Here is a 16,149-nt window from a genome sequence, read left to right as displayed (position 1 = left end):
TTCGCAATCTGTGCAGGTTAATGACAAAAAACTTAGGGTATTTGGCGTCTCATGTTTAATTTTTCGCACTACGTGCATCGCATGTCTTTAAAAATTTTTAGGTTTTTACCTATATAAGCCGAAACGCGCTTACAAAGCGTTTAAGACAGCAAAAAACGTCAAATTGACAAGGGAGAATTTGAATGCTAGCTACTACGGGGTTTCTTTGCCTTTTTTCCTGCTTAGTAAATTTCTTAAACACTTGCGGTGTAGGTTAGTTGCAAGTTAAAAGCAGCTAAGTCGCTCTTAATCAAGCGTTTTAGAATAAAAAAAACGCCGATATTTTAGTACATAGTAAATAGCCAACCACCACGGGGCTTCTTTTGCCTTTTTTTTATTTAGTAAATTTCTTAAATATTTATGGCTAAAGCAATTTAAGAGACCGAAAATGGTGTCATTTCAGTGCCCCTGTAATGTCATCCCAGTGCCCTGACTACTTGGATCTAGCAAGCTTTGCTTGCAAATAAGTCTAATACGTGTCGCGTTTTATGCCAAAACACAATTGGAGTTACATGCAAAATAGATCCCAGACTGGGATGACAAAAAAAGAGCACTGGAATGACACCATTTGCTGTGCAATTTACCTTCAAAAATGAATGTTCGTACAGCTATGGATTCATTCACGGTATCTCACCATAGATCCCGCTGACAAGCAGCGGTATGACGGTTATCAGTAAACATGAATTACTTTAGCTATGCAATCAGGCTTCCTAAAAACACTTTGTAGCCAATCAATTCTTGAGTATAAAAAGAATTCCTTTAATAATAAGGTATGCTAATCAGGAATTTAATAAAACAAGCAACTCAAGTAGGAAGCAGTGAAAATGCAATACGGTATGTCGAATATCTCTATCAATTTGAGAAGTTTAGAAACACATTAAACCTCACTTTATCACTAATAAAGCAAAACAGGCTCTCATTTGAAATATACCAAGAGGGATTAGTGGATATGGAAGAGGGAGTGTGTAAGACAATCAGGTCTTCCAGTGTAAATAGATATGTTATTGTACTGAGGAAGTCAAACCCATACATTATAGTGCATGAACTTTCACACATGGTTGAAAATGAACTGAACTTAAGTTTGGAACAGGAATTTCTCCATAAAGTTTACCAGGATATTGAGCAGAACCTAAAGCAAGCAAATATTCTTGTGCAGAAAATTATCGGCCAAGTTATATTTAAGGAGATACAGGCTTATCAAACTGCAAAATCACGTGCATCTGAATTATTTGCACGCTATTTTGAGCTATTTGCTTGGGCGCAGGAGGTTTACCCTAAAGATAAAGAATACTTAATCCGCACTCAAGACTTAAACAAAGTGTTCCTTGCTACTGGCCAATGGAAAAAGAGCTACCTTGATTCACAAATGATGGAGAGAATAGATAAGGAAATCAAGGAATACAGCAATAAAACTGCCACTAAAGACGTAACCAAAGTGCAAAGCAGTTGGACTAATAAATTTTCTCCTGGGGGCAAAAAAATTAGCTCTATATTTGGAGATGATGATTAGCTTATAGTGCAGGTTTTCCTACGTCATGCCGCCGCGAACCGTCATACCGCGATTCATTCTTTTGGTGTACGAACATTGCAATTTGCAGGTAATTTGAGTAGTAGATGGTGTCATTCCAGTGCTTGACACTGGAATCCAGGAATTTGGATTGGGCACTAAGTTGGTGAGCATAAAAGTGGCTGATCTTATGTTAAAACACAACGTTCTTGATGAGATTACGGCAAGGCTGGATTCCAGTGTCAAGCACTGGAATGACACCATCTACTACTCAAATTACCTGCAAATTGCAATGTTCGTACACCAAAAGAATGAATCGCGGTATGACGGTTGTCGGTAAATCTTTTAGCTATAGAAGTTAACTTTGCAGTTAACTTCTACAGCGTTTCAAAGTATAGTTTTGGTAATACAGTAACTAAATATACATGAAAACCATTTTAGCTGTTGAAACAAGCTGCGACGAAACTGCAGTAGCGATTGTAAATAGTGACAAGCAAGTCCTTGCTCACAAGATTCTTTCTCAAGTAGAACACAAAAAACGCGGTGGGGTGATCCCTGAAATAGCTTCACGTGCTCATATGAAGCATTTAAGTGGTCTAATAAAAAGCGCCGTGGAAAAATCTAACCTTAACTTTTGTGACCTCAATGCAATTGCAGCAACATCAGGACCAGGACTCATAGGTGGATTAATAGTTGGTACAATGATGGCTAAAGCAATTGCGCATGTAGCACAAAAACCGTTCATTGCAGTGAATCACTTAGAAGCGCATGCATTGGTTATTAGGTTACTGCATGAGGTAAAATTTCCATTTTTAGTCCTACTAATATCAGGTGGTCACTGTCAATTTTTAATTGCACAGGATGTAGGTAAATACATTAAACTTGGAGAAACGCTCGATGATTCACTAGGAGAAGCATTTGATAAAGTTGCTAAGATGCTGGGTTTAAGCTACCCAGGAGGCCCATTAATTGAAAAGTTGGCTAAAAAAGGCAATGGCACAAGATTCAAACTGCCAAGGGCAATGATAAAACGTTCTGGATGTAACTTTTCGTTTTCTGGGATTAAAACAGCAGTAAAAAACTTAGTACAAGAACTTAAAATGAGCGAGCAAGATGTGTGTGATGTATGTGCTTCGTTTCAAGAGTGTATTAGTGACATACTGCTGGACAGGGTTAGTAATGCGATTATTATGGCCGAATCTTTAAATATCAAAATCAATGACTTTGTGATTACCGGCGGAGTTGCAGCAAATAATTTCTTGAGAGAAAAATTAAAACAACACATAAACTTAAACATATTTTTTCCCCCTAACGACCTATGTACAGACAATGCAATTATGGTTGGATGGACAGGAATTGAAAGGTTACAGAAAAATTATATAGATCCACTTAATTTTGCACCAAGACCAAAGTGGGAATTGGAAAGTTATTAAAAGCTCTCAATTCTGAATTATAGCTAAAGTGACTTAGGTTCTCTAATTGCACATAAGTCAACAATAATTTTCACACAAATCAAAACAGCATATCTTCTCCATAATCCTTGGTAATTTTACATAAGTTAAAAGTAGCATATGGTTCTCTCCGCGGTCTGAGATGACAATAAATTTGTCAAGCCGCATTATACTTGTTAGGCGGAAGTGGACGGCAACATATTTACCACGAAGTCTAACTAAGTTCTTGCTTGTCCCTTCCATCGGCATTGCTATCTTTATTTTCAATAAAATTATTGTCCTATGCTCTTTTGATGTTTATTGATAATAAAATTCTGTTTTATCAACCAACATCCTATGCATAATTACAGCTAATTTTCTTGCTACTGCTACAATTGCTTTTTTCATTCCTTTTTTCTTCGCAACCCCAGTTTTTTAATTTAAATGTCCTCTTGGTAACTGTAAGCATTGTTTGTGCAGCTTCATATAACATACTTCTACATTCCGCTGGTCCCATCTTTGATATGCTGCCATGCCGATCAACTTCTCCAGAAGAATATTGCCTTGGTGTCAACCCTATATATGCTCCAACTGTATCAGATTTCTCAAACCTATGTGGGTTATCAATTGCAGCTTTATACGTCATTGCTACTATAATCCCCACTCCTGGAACAGTAGTTAACAATTTACAATCATCGTCTTTTTCACCTTGTTCTGAAAGCATTTTGTCAAGCTTTCTTAATGACTTTTCTATTGCTTCCAAACTACAAACTAACGCTTCAATTGAACTCCTACTGATTTCATCCAAATTATTTATTGCCTCTTGTATTCTTAAAGCGAAAGTTTCAAATTTTGATCCTTTACCGACCATGTATCTTCAACAACCCTCTTATTGTTCCAATAACCTGCTGTTTGCTACACATTAGCTGTCTTCTGCTTCCAAGCGCTATTTTAATTTGACAACTGATTTTACTAACACTTCTCATCATCTGCGCTATACCCCTCGCATCGTTTTTATCATTCTTATTGATTCTTGCAGACAACGCTGCTGCCATATGCCTTGCATCTACACAAATTGCTGGTAATCCAAAACTCCTTAACTCTTTGCACATTGATATTGACAACTATCCACTTTCTATTCCTATGGGTTCGTATTTTTTGCCTTGGCTAATCTGCTATTGCCTTACTTTCGCTTGCAACAACTTCTTCCTTAACAACTTTTCCTTTCTCATCAACGATACTTATAAAAGTTTCTTTTAATGAGATCGCTATAATATTTCATGACCTACTGTAAAAGTTTAAATTATTTTTGAAGAACCAATTCATTGAATTTGTTACTTCGTGCTAAAATAATGGAGTATGTCTCTCCATCATTCAATAGCAATTACAGTATGTTTAGCTATAATTTGAAAAACAAAAATTCGTCATTCCGCTACTAGTTAGCGGGATCTAGAGGTACCGCGGCGGCATGACGTAGGATTGCTGTCATCCCGCTGCTTGTTAGTGGCTAAGAGATACTGTGAATAAATCACGGTATGACGGTTAAGTATCCCGCTACGTGTTAGCGGCTGAGATAACGCGAATAAATCGCGGGATGACGTGTTGCTTGGGTCAGCTATAGAAGCAAAACTCATCATTTTGAAAGAGGAGGAGATTTTTCCGGACCCTCAGCAGGGATTGATTTTGGATCTGATAATTCTGTATTTACCTTGATTGGCTCTAATGGAGTTTTCTGCTCTTCCGGTTTATCATCTGGAATTGGAACAGGCCAATCCATAATGTTTTGCGGTATAACTTCTGCTTCTTTAGCTTCTTTTTGACCTGTTGAAGATGATGCATCAACTCCTGCATTTTTAGTAACTTCTTGTTTGAGTTGTTTATTTTCTTCTTGCAGTTGCTTTAAATTTTTCTTTAACTCGTCAATCTCTCTTATTTTTTGTTTTAATTGTTCAGATATAGTTAGTTTGTCTCTAGTCAATTTTTTGTTTTCTTGTCTTAACCCACTAGCTGTTCTGCTTGAGTTGTTGTTTACAGCTTGTATACCTTGGTCTTGCTGCTGCATGCTTGTTCCTCTACTTTCATATTCAACTTCAGTTTGAGTTGCCTGACCTTTTTCCTGCTGTAATATGTTCTGCAGTTGCTCTAGACTCTCTTTGACAGATGCCAGCTCTTCCTGTGTACACGTTAACATCCCTTCCTTTTCCTTAAGTTGATATTGAAGCTTTTCTATTTCCCCCTTCGTATTTTCTTCGCTTAGCTCATCTGCAAGTGATCTTCCAGGTTCAAGTTGTCGAATTTCCCTCTCTAAGTCTTCCTTTTCTCTCTGTAATTCATTTAATTCTTCAGACAATTGGCTCGCCGTTTCAGCCAATGTATTGTTTTCCTTTTTTGTTTCCATTAACTGTTCTGCCAACTGCTTTTTATGATCATCCTTTAAACCTTCCACTATTTTCTTCAGGTCATTCTCCAAATTTGCATTCTTTTCCTTTAGTACAGTTAAATTAGCTTCACTTTGCTTCAATTTTCTCTGTAATTCTTTATTTGCCTCATTTGTTTCACCTTCCTTATCTTTCAACTGATTATTTAAGTTCTTTATTACATCATTTTTATCCTGTAGTTCTTCCTCTTGTTCCTTTATTCTTTGACCTCTTTCAAATATCGCTCGCTGTTGTTCATTGACTTTATCTCTCAAGGAGTCACGTTCTAATCTTAGATCCTCAAGCTGCTTTGCCTGCGCTGCAAAATGTTGAGCAAATGTTTCTTTTCCTTCCTTTAATTCCTCAATTTCGTTTATAATTTCATCTACTTTATCTTTTAATCCTTCTTGCTCATACTCTTCTTCATCACCAGACATATCATCCTCAAATATTTCATCTTCATCACTAAATTCACTGCTGGTGGATATAGAACTTCTACGTGAAGAAGGTGTGCTAGGAGAGGAATACCCACTGCTGCTTGGTGTAGGCAATTGCGATGATAGATCTTGTGTGGGCTCGAGACTGTCCATATCTTGACCTATATCAGTAAAAGCTTGATACAGAGTTTTTCTGTTGATAAAAACTTCTTTATTTTGTCCAACTAACTTTAATACTTCTTCTGAACTCGTTATTCCTCCAAATTTTGGCTCACCAATAACACTCTGTATACCACCAGAATCCAATTTTACGGTCATGCTACAGTCTATGCTGTTACCTTCAGAATCCTTAGCCTGCCAATTAATGGTCATTTCACATGAGCTTGAACCAGTAAAATCATAGTGCCTTTCGCTGCCTTTTTTGGTTGCAGTTATTTGACTATCTTTCCCTCAAGATATGTTATAAACCTTACCTTCACTGCTAGCTCTTAAAATATTGCTAATTTCTATTGGTTTTTCTTCATTTTCAAATCTAATTTTGAAGTCATCATCTTTTGTTGAATACGCTAAGAAATTTTGATTTGGTAAAGATGCTTCAAATTCTCTATGTGTTTCATTTATTGATTGCTCAAATTTTTGGAACTCCTTTTCCCACTTTAAATTTATCTGTCCTGTAATGTCCTCATCTTTGCGTAAAGGGCCAATAAAATACCAGATTAAATTTTTTTCCTCCAATTGTTTTATAGTTTCTTGAAAGCTGCTACAAGATTCAATCACATCTAAAATATCCTTTTTCTGCTGTTCATCTACATCTAAACTTTGACTTTCAGCTATAAATACATTTTCGTTTTCCTGTGGCATAATTTTACATTTTAAAAAATATACTATAATATTAACAGATTTCTTTAAAGAGTCAACTAATTGTTGGATAAATAAACTTGAGCATTTGGCCAAAATGTTATATAGTAGTCACTTCAAGAAGTACAGTATGGACAATACCATTATAAGAAAATACGATATTAGAGGTATAGTAGGCAAAGATTTGCAGATTAATGATGGGTACGAGATAGGTAGAAAGTTTGGCCAAACCGTAGCTAGTGTTTGTGTCGGCTACGACAGCAGAATAGATTCACCAGGTATAGAAAGAGAATTAATTAGGGGCTTAACTTTATCCGGTGCAAATGTTATACGCGTTGGACTATGCTCTTCACCTATGCTTTACGCTGCAACACAAATCACACAGGCGGATCTTGGTATCATAATAACTGCTTCTCATAACCCCAGCGAATATAATGGCTTTAAATTTTTTAGTAATAAAAAAGTCTTCTCAGATCAAGAAATGAAGGAAATTATAAGCAGTCCAATTAAAAACAGCACAAGAATTGGAAGCTTAATTAACATAAATATATATAGTGAGTACATTAGCATATTGAAAAGTGCAGTGAAGAATAATACTACACAGAAATTAAAAATAGCCTGGGATTGTGGAAATAGTCCAGCAAGTGGAATTATAAGGTATATTGAAAAGATCTTGCCTGGTCATACACACATCGTAACCAATAACTCTATAGATGGGGCATTTCCACTGCATGATCCAGATCCCATAGAGGAAAAAAATCTTGCTCAATTAATTGACATTGTGAAGGAATATGGATGTGATCTTGGCATTGCGCTAGATGGCGATAGCGATAGGGTGCGCTTAATTGATAATAAAGGCAACGTTGTTTCCAATGACCATTTATTTATAATTTTTGCACGTGAAGTGTTGGAGGAATATCCAGAAAGCAAAGTTATTGCTAACGTAAAAATGAGTATGAAAGTGCATGATTTTGTTAGCAAGTTAGGAGGGCAAGTTATCACCTGTGCTACTGGACATTCACTAGTTAAGAAGAAGATGGTAGAGGAAGAGGCAAAGTTTGCTGGTGAATTAAGCGGGCACTTCTTCTTTTCTGAGCTAAGTTTTGATGATGGGCTATATTCTGCTGTTAAAGCAGTTGACATTTTGCTTAAGAAAAACCAAAGCCTATCTCAGGTGATTGAGGATTTACCGAAGTTATATATTACTCATGAAGTGAAGATTGTAGTGAAAGATGAGAAAAAGTTTCAAATAATTGAGTCAATAAAGAAAACACTGGAGCAGCAAAATATTGTATTTTCAGATCTTGATGGTGTTAAGGTAACCGATAATAAAGGTTGGTGGCTTCTTAGGGTATCAAATACGCAAAACTGCATTACAGCAAGATGCGAAGGAGAGACTTTAGAGGGTTTTGAACTTACTAAAAAGGTTTTGTTCCATTACATTGATGAAGCAAGGTCTTTAAATTGTAGCTACTCACAGAAATAAATTTGATTTATAAAATTGACATGAAAGTATAAAGATAAATAGGCTAAATGTACTTATCATCTGGTCAGGCTGCAGCATTATTTCGTGTAACCGTTTGCGGGTCCACTTAATTCTGCAATTCTTTGATCTCACTCATGGAGAGGCCAGTAAACTTAACAATAGTGGTGACATCAACATTATTAGCTAGCATTGTTTTTGCAACTTCAATTTTTCCTTCCTTTTTAGCATCATCAAGTTTTTGTTCAAGAACAGCCCGTTCATCACGAATACGTTTTATTTCCTGTTCGTAGGCAATAAATTCTTTCTCTGACCAGTTGAATCTATTTAGTTCTTCATATGCCTTTTTAATTATTACATCACTACCTATTATCTTTTCCAATTCTTCTTCGCTAGTTTCATCTGCATATTTAAAATAATAGATCCATTTTTCAACTATACTCTCCAATTGGTCTTCTTTAGTTTTAGGAAATTTTGGTAACTCAATAAATGTAAAATAAAAATCTTTTAAATCATGTTCATAGCTATCTTTGTCTAACATTACATGATCTGACTTATACTCAGATTTATTAGGAAAGAGAATACAATCAGCAATAGCTATAAAAATGATTTCTTTAAGACCCTGATATTGATCACCTTTATCAGCTTGCCTTGAATAAGCTTTAGCAGCGTAATATTGAGCGCGTTTTTCAAAGCCTTTAGTTTTGGCAACTTGCATTTCGACTATTACTTGCACCCCATTTTCATCCCTGCAAAGAACATCAACGATACTTTGTTTTTTAGAGGCAATTTCAGCATCTTGAATAGTGCTGAGGAATTCTATTTCTTTTATTTCATCTTTGCCAGTGAACCCCAAAATATCATTGAGAAAGTGAATGAGGATGTCTTTATTTTTTTCAGTACCAAAAATACGCCGAAACGCAACATCATTCTTGGGGTCGAGAAACTTAGAAAGAGCCATAAAAAAATTTTTAAATGTATCTTTATATTATATATTCTTATTGATAATAATTCAATAATTTGTCATCTTTTTTGTTAACTTTACTGATGTTGCCAGAGGGAACGTTGTTGCAAAATTTTGTAAAATTTATTATCCTAAGGTTTCAAGTTCTCACAGGTTTATTGGAACTATATGTACAATGTGTTTATCAGTGAAAATCCGGAGAAAATGATGGGGGAAAAGTTAATACATTACTTTAGCCAGGGTAAATGCGAAGGCAATGCAGAAATGAAAAATCTGCTGGGAGGAAAGGGGGCAAATTTAGCAGAAATGTGCAATGTTGGCATTCCTGTTCCACCTGGTTTCACAATTTCCACCTCTGCTTGCAAAGTCTATTATCAAGACAATAGATCTTCTGTCATCCAAGTATCTGATTACTCGGATCCAGAAAAAAATGTGGTCACGCACTGGAATGACATATGTAGTGGAATTAAAAACTACATGACGATGCTCGAAAATGACATCGGTTGTAAATTTGGGGATTTAAATAATCCCTTATTAATTTCCATACGCTCTGGTAGTGTTAGTTCAATGCCGGGCATGCTTGATACTATTTTAAATGTTGGTCTAAATGATGAAACCGTTGTTGGGCTTGCAAAAAAAAGTGGCGAACGTTTTGCTTACGATAGCTACTGCCGTTTCATCATGATGTACTCCAATGTTGTACTACAGCTTGATCATCACCTATTTCAAGATGTTATTGATAATGAGCAGCAAAAGAGTGGAGCAAAAAGCTTAGCTGATCTTGATGTTGATGTTTTAAAGAGAATTGTTAACGATTTTAAAAAGATAGTATATGAAAAAACTGAGAAACATTTCCCGCAGAACGTTGAAGAGCAATTGTTAAACTCAGTTAATGCAGTATTTGCTTCTTGGAAAAATGATAGGGCTGTTTCCTATAGAAAAATACATAATATTCCTGAAAACCTTGGAACAGCGGTCAACGTGCAAGCAATGGTTTTTGGTAATTTAAATGATAATTCTGCAACTGGTGTGATATTTACACGAAATCCTTCAACTGGGGAAAAAAAGCTTTTTGGTGAGTTTTTGGTTAATGCTCAGGGTGAGGATGTGGTTTCTGGTGTTTATACTCCTATGCCAATTGACGGAGAGCAAAAAAACACCATGGAGAAGTTGCTGCCAAGTGTCTACCTGGAATTATGCGCGGTATGTGAAAAACTTGAAAGGCATTATAAAGACATGCAGGATATCGAATTTACTGTACAGGACGGTAAATTATGGATTTTGCAGACTAGGTCTGGCAAGCGCACGGCTGAAGCTGCTATTCGCATAATAGTTGATATGGTAAACGAAGGAACGATTACAAAAGAAGAAGGAATATTGAGAATTGATCCAAAAACTTTTGACAATTTATTGCATCCAGTTCTTGACGTTAAGAGTGACCAAAAAGTAATAGGGAAGGGACTGCCGGCTTCTCCAGGGGTTGCTTCTGGATATGTAGTGTTTAGTGCAAGTGATGCTGAAAAAGCTGCAGAGCAGGGTAAAAAAGTGGTTTTAGTAAGGTCAGAAACGAGTCCTGAAGATATTAATGGAATGAATGCTGCAAGTGGCATAGTAACAGCACGGGGAGGGATGACCTCGCACGCTGCTGTTGTAACCCGTGGAATGGGTAAGCCATGCATTTGCAGTGTAAGTGGACTTTATATCGATAAAGATGGAACTTTCTTTTCTGTGGGGGATACAAAAGTAAATAAAGGTGAACCAATTACCATCAACGGAGGAACAGGGGAGGTTATGCTTGGCATTCTTCCTACAATTTCACCTGAATTATCGCAAGAATTCAAAACGATAATCAACTGGATAGATGAAATCAAAACGGTCAAAGTGAGAGCGAACGCTGATACTCCAAAAGACGCAAAAATTGCAAAAGAATTCGGTGCAGAAGGTATAGGCTTATGTCGCACAGAACATATGTTTTTCGCTAGTGATAGAATCGAATTCATTCAAAAGTTGATAATGGCTGACGATGAAAATGAAAGGGCAAATGCGCTCATTAAACTGGAAGAAATGCAAAAGTCTGATTTCAAAGAAATATTTTCTATTATGGAGGGCAGGGAGGTCACTATACGGTTGCTTGATCCACCTTTGCATGAATTTTTACCCAATAATCAGTCTACTATAGAAAAAATCGCCAAATCACTTAGTAAGTCAGTTGAATCAGTAAAAAATAAAATAGCACAGTTATCAGAAAAGAACCCAATGCTTGGCCATCGAGGTTGTAGACTTGCCATTTCTCATCCTGAAATATATAGCATGCAGATTAGGGCAATACTTAGTGCTGCAAGTGAATTAAAGAAAGAAAAGAAGATAGAAGTGGAGCCTGAAATCATGGTCCCCTTTATCATGAATGAGAAAGAGTTTGTTTTGATATGCGAGTTAGTGAAGAAAGAATTTTCTGTCATCTCAGCTAGGATCAAGAAGCAGATTCCAGCGTCACGCGCTGGAATGACATCAGACAAGGCGTACTCAATTGGAACAATGATAGAGCTACCACGAGCAGCACTGATTGCTGATAAGTTAGCAAAACATGCAGAGTTCTTTAGTTTTGGCACTAATGATTTAACGCAAACAACCATGGGACTTTCAAGAGATGATTCAGTTAATTTCCTCGATTCTTATAAGGAAAGCAACATATTCGAAAACGACCCATTTGAAGTGCTGGACATCGAAGGGGTAGGGGAGTTAATCAAGATGGCCATTGAAAGAGGCAAAAAAACCCGAAAAGAAATAAAACTGGGTATATGTGGAGAGCATGGAGCAGATCCAAAATCTATAGAGTTTCTCATCGAATCAGGGGTGGATTATGTTTCATGCTCACCCTATAGAGTACCGGTTGCAAAGTTAGTGGCAGCACAGTTTAGCATAAAATCTAAGTGTGTTGGGTAAATTAGATGCCAGTGTCACGCACTGGCATAACATCCTCCCTAGCGAAATTGAATCACAACGTTTTTGCAGTTTTTTGGACGTGTTCAACTTTATTTTCTTCCATTTCTCTATAGCTTGGTAATGTAGAATTTTTTACATGCAACCCGGTAGCTATTGCAACCAAAGCAGCTATAACACCACAAATCACTGCACCAGTTACAAATGGAACCATCACAGCAGCAGTAATGAATAATCCTGTAATAACAACTCCAACAACATCTTTTGTTAATGAGGTGTAAAAATTTTCCTTGCTTTTTTTATATTTAGCTTCTTTTTCATTTGGCACAGAAAATTGAGCATCTACAAAGCCGTTAGCTTTATTATCATTATTTGGTGTGGCAGTTTGCTTAGCCTCTGGTATTACAGGCGTTTTATTTTTGTTATTATGATTTGATTGGCCATTAACATTATCACTATTTGGCGTGGTAGTTTGGTTAGTCTCTGTTACTACAGGTATTTCATTGTCGTGATTGCGATTATCACCATTAGTACTAACTGGAGGCACTGTTGCTACAGGTCTACTACCAATGTTTCCATTACTGCTGCTGGGTTCTGCTCTATTTTCTTCATTAAGCTTACCTCTATTCAAGAACGCATTAACAATTTCAGTTTTACCTACCTGTATGGCCACTTGTAAAGCCTCTTTCCTGTTTGCAGGACTCACGTAACCTAAAATTAGCTCAGCTTCTTGGGCATTATCCTGAGTAATAGCAAGACACAGAGCGTTAAATTTTTCTTCTTCATAAAATTTGCCACTATCCAAAAGTACCTTAACAACGTCAGCTTGTTTTGTTATTGTAGCTATGCCCAATATAGTTCTGGAAGCAGTATCTGTAAGATGGATTACAGCATCTAAATCTGTAAACAATTTTACAACATCTAGAAATATGCCACGATCGCCGGTAATATTGGACTCTCTTACAGCATTTGCAAACGAGTCAAAAATTGCCAGATTTGTTTCTTTCCCTTGTATTAGTTGCTCGTAAAGTACTTCAGCAGTCATACCAGGGTTTATGAAGTTACTAGAATCTACTTCATTACTGTCTGCTCTATTCTCTTCCACATTAGGTGCCTCTTCTTCCTTGTTTATTGCTGCGGTTATTTGCTCTTGTTGAAGGGGTTCACACCCATTTTGGAGGAGAAAATCCTTAACGCGTGGGTTGTTATTTTCGGTTGCATGTTTTAGAAGTAGGTTCCCTAATGAATTGCCTCCTTCACATTCATCTTGAAAATTAACTTCTTTCCTTAACCTCTTTTTTAGTTCTTCCAAACTAGTAACTGTGTTATCACGTCCTGTAATTCTATCTATATCTAGATAGAAATTTCTAACATCATCATCACTATATGCCATAACTATAATCCCACTACTATAATGCTTATATTATATCAACTCCCTAATAATCAGTCAAGACATATTGCAGTTTCAAGCAGCATGATATATCATGATACATATTGAATATAGTTCTTAAAGCAAATGATGGAAGATTTAGCCTATAAATTAGTTAAAGTGACCGAAGCTGCGGCGCTTGCTGCATATAAACTAGCAGGCTTCGGCGATGAAAAAAAGGCTGATCAGGTTGCAGTTGATGCAATGCGTACAGTATTAAATTCAATGGAAATAAATGGTACTATCGTAATTGGTGAAGGTGAGAGAGATGAAGCACCGATGCTATATATTGGCGAGAAGGTTGGCACTGGAAATGGTCCTGAAATCGACATTGCCGTTGACCCACTTGAGGGCACTACGATTTGTGCTCATTACAAACCAGGGGCAATGTCTGTTCTTGCTGCAACGAAAAAAGGTAATTTTTTACATGCACCTGATGTTTATATGGAAAAAATAGCGGTAGGAAAAAATCTTCCAGAGGGTGTAGTCTCACTAAAAAATAGCATTGAAAAGAATCTAGACAATTTAGCCAAGGCAAAAAAATGCAAAGTAAATGATCTCGTGGTAACTATACTTAATCGTGAAAGGCACAATGAATTAATAGTAAAAATCAGGAAGTTAGGAGCAAAAATTAAACTAATAGATGATGGTGATATTGTGGCCGTAGTTTCACTAGTAAATGGCAATCATGATATGTATATCGGAATAGGAGGGGCACCAGAAGGGGTGCTTGCGGCTGCAGCGCTGAGTTCAATCGGTGGGCAGATGGAGGGAAGATTGATATTTGACACAGATCAGTTAAAAGAAAGAGCAAAAAATTTAAATATTGATGACCCAGAAAAAGTCTACGCCGTAAAAGATATGGCAAGAGGTGAATCAGTGTTCATTGCAACTGGAGTAACAAGCGGAGAACTTGTGGATGGAGTTGATAACATATGTTCAACTAGTTCTTTAATAATTCTACCTAACAACCTGATAAAGCTGCAAACAATGCAGAACTTATGTTAGCTTTTTTAGTTTCTAATTTTAGCTTTACAACATTTAGCATTAAGATATAATTAAGTTTACTTATAACAATAGAGGTGTGAAATGTTTTCTAGTATTGTAAATCTATTGAATGGTTTTTTCAAAAATTCGAGTACCAAGGAAAGTGAAGAAAAGTTGACTCTTCTATCTCCTCAAGCAAATCTTCAATTCGATGAGACTCAGGTACAAAGTGTGCTCTCAGATTTTGAGGAATTGGAGTTTAAGGATAATAAGTGTTTTGACAAAATAGCAGACGATTATGAAAAGAAGGGGGAGAGTGCCCTTTTTAACTATGTAATATTGAATAAGCGGAAAGAAATAATCGATATATTAGATAGGAATCTTCCTCTCCTCGAAGAACAGGAGGAGTTTAGAAAGAAATATGGTCAATATGTTCTTCAAATTGACAAAGGAATGAGTTATGGAAAAGAACTTCAAGATGGACTTCGGTCTTTTGAAGATAGGGCAGAAAAAGTATTATCAGATTTTGAAAGATTGAATTTTGATTTTAAGGATAATAAGTGTGAAGATTCTTCTGATTCTGTAAATTATAATAACGGTTGGCCGGCAGATCCATTTGACAAGATAGCAAATTATTATCGAGAGGATGATATTTTCCTTTTCAATTATGTGGTATTGAGTAAGCGAAAAGAAATAATGGGTATATTGGATAAGAAGCTTACTTCTAAAGATCAGGAGGAGTTAAAAGAAAATTTTAAAAAGAGGTTGGGTAGATATCTTATTCGAATTGGTGAAGGAATGAGCGATGGACAAGAATTTCTAAAAACTGGTAGTGCAATTGCTTTCTTTGATGGGTGTTATGTGCCATGTCCATATGCAAACCGTCTTCTTAATCATTATGACCATCTTAATATCAACATTACTAAACCTGAACAAAGTTTAGAAACCAGTCGTCTTTTCACTGAAAAAACTAAAAGAATGGAAGAAGAGAAAAGCGAGGTAAAAAGAGCAAAAATATACAGCAATGGTGAAAGAATAGTAACAATTGAGAAGAATGAGAAACAATAGAGGAACTACTCCTTTACAAAATTTGCAATATGTGACATCGAAATTAGTTGGGGTGCAAAAGATGAATCTGGAAAAGACCTTAACTGTACTGTTGTTCTAAATATAAATTTAGGTCAAGTTAGTATTAAAAAATCAACTATTGACGGTAAAGATGTTGAACCAAAGAAAATTTTAGAGTTAGCTAAGCAAAACGAGGCTGTGCTTATAAAAGGTAAAGCTTTACATGAAGTTTTAGTAGCACATTTCATTAAGCAAACACCATGTGAGGAAAAGAAGGATATGCAATCGCACGAGAATATCGTTGTACCTGGTTCCGGTGCACCTCGCTCTATTAATGAGGAAATAACTGTAGAGCATCCGTTCGGGAAAGCGGCAAATAAAGATAATCATAGAGAAATGTGAGTTTACAACAAATGGTGCCATGAAAGTAGCTGATACATAACTGTACGAACGTTTGTTTGCGAAGAAATGTTATAGCAGGTTTTGCCTCAAACACAAAGGTGTCATTCCAGTGCTTGACACTGGAATCCAGCCCTTTTACGCAGTCCCATTAAAAACGTTGTATTTTAACGTAGGATTAGCTACTTTTA

13 protein-coding genes are annotated in these 16,149 nt (G+C 36.3%); 7 read left to right on the top strand and 6 right to left on the bottom strand.

The genetic code is table 11. The annotated features are described in order from the left end of the window. Window positions 1-811 precede the first annotated feature (811 nt). Both ABWU32_RS06065 and tsaD read left to right on the top strand, forming a co-directional pair. On the top strand, window positions 812-1,549 hold the full coding sequence (locus ABWU32_RS06065) for a hypothetical protein (protein WP_010081987.1): 738 nt from the start codon (window positions 812-814) through the stop codon (window positions 1,547-1,549). Window positions 1,550-1,971: 422 nt separating this feature from the next. Continuing rightward, window positions 1,972-2,979 (top strand): tRNA (adenosine(37)-N6)-threonylcarbamoyltransferase complex transferase subunit TsaD, encoded by a 1,008-nt coding sequence (gene tsaD, locus ABWU32_RS06060; protein WP_015589155.1) that lies wholly within the window; start codon window positions 1,972-1,974, stop codon window positions 2,977-2,979. Window positions 2,980-3,331: 352 nt separating this feature from the next. On the opposite strand, the gene ABWU32_RS06055 is transcribed toward tsaD, so the two are convergent. The 4 genes from ABWU32_RS06055 to ABWU32_RS06040 all read right to left on the bottom strand — a co-directional run bounded on the left by ABWU32_RS06055 (window position 3,332) and on the right by ABWU32_RS06040 (window position 6,691). Further along, entirely contained in the window at window positions 3,332-3,847 is a 516-nt protein-coding gene (locus ABWU32_RS06055) for an IS110 family transposase (protein ID WP_010081946.1), read from the bottom strand. Beyond that, on the bottom strand, window positions 3,837-4,100 hold the full coding sequence (locus ABWU32_RS06050; protein ID WP_144054592.1) for an IS110 family transposase: 264 nt from the start codon (window positions 4,098-4,100) through the stop codon (window positions 3,837-3,839). The genes ABWU32_RS06055 and ABWU32_RS06050 overlap by 11 nt, the downstream gene beginning before the upstream one ends. 509 nt (window positions 4,101-4,609) lie before the next feature. Then, window positions 4,610-6,202: a hypothetical protein gene (locus ABWU32_RS06045; RefSeq protein ID WP_353278559.1), complete on the bottom strand. Its 1,593-nt coding sequence runs from the start codon at window positions 6,200-6,202 to the stop codon at window positions 4,610-4,612. A gap of 78 nt (window positions 6,203-6,280) precedes the next feature. Next, window positions 6,281-6,691 (bottom strand): hypothetical protein, encoded by a 411-nt coding sequence (locus ABWU32_RS06040; RefSeq protein ID WP_353278557.1) that lies wholly within the window; start codon window positions 6,689-6,691, stop codon window positions 6,281-6,283. A 127-nt stretch (window positions 6,692-6,818) separates the two neighbouring features. Here ABWU32_RS06040 and ABWU32_RS06035 point away from each other — a divergent pair, with 127 nt between their 5' ends. Next, the gene (locus ABWU32_RS06035; protein WP_227738550.1) at window positions 6,819-8,174 is read left to right on the top strand and encodes a phosphomannomutase/phosphoglucomutase; all 1,356 of its coding nucleotides are present in this window, start codon (window positions 6,819-6,821) and stop codon (window positions 8,172-8,174) included. A gap of 106 nt (window positions 8,175-8,280) precedes the next feature. Here ABWU32_RS06035 and ABWU32_RS06030 read toward each other — a convergent pair whose 3' ends face one another. Then, complete coding sequence (locus ABWU32_RS06030) at window positions 8,281-9,132, bottom strand: Rpn family recombination-promoting nuclease/putative transposase (protein WP_015589151.1); 852 nt, start codon at window positions 9,130-9,132, stop codon at window positions 8,281-8,283. A 210-nt stretch (window positions 9,133-9,342) separates the two neighbouring features. Between ABWU32_RS06030 and ppdK the strand changes: the two genes are divergently transcribed. Continuing rightward, complete coding sequence (gene ppdK, locus ABWU32_RS06025; RefSeq protein ID WP_353278555.1) at window positions 9,343-12,078, top strand: pyruvate, phosphate dikinase; 2,736 nt, start codon at window positions 9,343-9,345, stop codon at window positions 12,076-12,078. A 52-nt stretch (window positions 12,079-12,130) separates the two neighbouring features. On the opposite strand, the gene ABWU32_RS06020 is transcribed toward ppdK, so the two are convergent. Further along, window positions 12,131-13,468, bottom strand: a complete 1,338-nt coding sequence (locus ABWU32_RS06020) for a hypothetical protein (protein WP_015589149.1) — start codon at window positions 13,466-13,468, stop codon at window positions 12,131-12,133. 126 nt (window positions 13,469-13,594) lie between these two features. Between ABWU32_RS06020 and glpX the strand changes: the two genes are divergently transcribed. The 3 genes from glpX (at window position 13,595) to ABWU32_RS06005 (ending at window position 15,961) form a co-directional block, all read left to right on the top strand. Next, a complete protein-coding gene (gene glpX / locus ABWU32_RS06015) occupies window positions 13,595-14,512 on the top strand; it encodes a class II fructose-bisphosphatase (RefSeq protein WP_041573528.1) in 918 nt (305 codons plus the stop codon). Between the two features lie 81 nt (window positions 14,513-14,593). Then, entirely contained in the window at window positions 14,594-15,559 is a 966-nt protein-coding gene (locus ABWU32_RS06010; RefSeq protein ID WP_255498608.1) for a hypothetical protein, read from the top strand. A gap of 198 nt (window positions 15,560-15,757) precedes the next feature. After that, window positions 15,758-15,961: a hypothetical protein gene (locus ABWU32_RS06005; RefSeq protein ID WP_265027849.1), complete on the top strand. Its 204-nt coding sequence runs from the start codon at window positions 15,758-15,760 to the stop codon at window positions 15,959-15,961. Window positions 15,962-16,149 lie beyond the last annotated feature (188 nt).

It is taken from the genome of Wolbachia endosymbiont (group A) of Udea olivalis (assembly GCF_964028365.1).
GTDB classification, from domain to species: Bacteria; Pseudomonadota; Alphaproteobacteria; order Rickettsiales; family Anaplasmataceae; genus Wolbachia; species Wolbachia pipientis.
Note: the sequence above shows the minus strand (reverse complement) of the source record. Positions and strands in the feature narration are given on the sequence as shown.

What these genes read in the sequence shown, in the direction of transcription:
- ABWU32_RS06065 (WP_010081987.1), top strand. Translation starts at nt 812, where the DNA reads ATGCTAATCAGGAATTTAATAAAACAAGCAACTCAAGTAGGAAGCAGT.
- tsaD (WP_015589155.1), top strand. Translation starts at nt 1,972, where the DNA reads ATGAAAACCATTTTAGCTGTTGAAACAAGCTGCGACGAAACTGCAGTA.
- ABWU32_RS06055 (WP_010081946.1), bottom strand. Translation starts at nt 3,847, where the DNA reads ATGGTCGGTAAAGGATCAAAATTTGAAACTTTCGCTTTAAGAATACAA.
- ABWU32_RS06045 (WP_353278559.1), bottom strand. Translation starts at nt 6,202, where the DNA reads ATGACCATTAATTGGCAGGCTAAGGATTCTGAAGGTAACAGCATAGAC.
- ABWU32_RS06040 (WP_353278557.1), bottom strand. Translation starts at nt 6,691, where the DNA reads ATGCCACAGGAAAACGAAAATGTATTTATAGCTGAAAGTCAAAGTTTA.
- ABWU32_RS06035 (WP_227738550.1), top strand. Translation starts at nt 6,819, where the DNA reads ATGGACAATACCATTATAAGAAAATACGATATTAGAGGTATAGTAGGC.
- ABWU32_RS06030 (WP_015589151.1), bottom strand. Translation starts at nt 9,132, where the DNA reads ATGGCTCTTTCTAAGTTTCTCGACCCCAAGAATGATGTTGCGTTTCGG.
- ppdK (WP_353278555.1), top strand. Translation starts at nt 9,343, where the DNA reads ATGGGGGAAAAGTTAATACATTACTTTAGCCAGGGTAAATGCGAAGGC.
- ABWU32_RS06020 (WP_015589149.1), bottom strand. Translation starts at nt 13,468, where the DNA reads ATGGCATATAGTGATGATGATGTTAGAAATTTCTATCTAGATATAGAT.
- glpX (WP_041573528.1), top strand. Translation starts at nt 13,595, where the DNA reads ATGGAAGATTTAGCCTATAAATTAGTTAAAGTGACCGAAGCTGCGGCG.
- ABWU32_RS06010 (WP_255498608.1), top strand. Translation starts at nt 14,594, where the DNA reads ATGTTTTCTAGTATTGTAAATCTATTGAATGGTTTTTTCAAAAATTCG.